The following is a 246-nucleotide window of genomic DNA, read 5'->3' as shown; positions in this document are numbered from 1 at the left end:
AACGATATAGGCCTTGATAGAGGTCAGCTTGGTAATACTCACCTTGTGCAGTTTGAGCGTTTTGGCGACAAAGTAATGCTGCGGGCTGTAAATACTTACTATCGTGCTAACACAAGTAACAAGGCCGAACAGCAAAGTATTAAAGAAGCGTTTGCATCAAGTATACTTGCTGGTTTTAAAGTAGTCGCAGAAGATAAAGCCACAGCACTTATTGATTACACGCCTTATTTATTAAGTGATGTACAT

General features: G+C 39.8%; 1 protein-coding gene. It reads left to right on the top strand.

What is annotated here, in order from left to right; translation table 11 throughout:
* Nucleotides 1-246 (top strand): DUF5117 domain-containing protein (locus AAEY57_RS20795; RefSeq protein ID WP_350608759.1); only part of this gene is annotated, 246 nt, incomplete at both ends.

Source organism: Pseudoalteromonas sp. MER144-MNA-CIBAN-0113 (assembly GCF_040308965.1).
Taxonomy (GTDB): domain Bacteria; phylum Pseudomonadota; class Gammaproteobacteria; order Enterobacterales; family Alteromonadaceae; genus Pseudoalteromonas; species Pseudoalteromonas tetraodonis.
The sequence above is the reverse complement of the archived record's forward strand: the minus strand, read 5'-3'. Positions and strand labels throughout refer to the sequence as shown.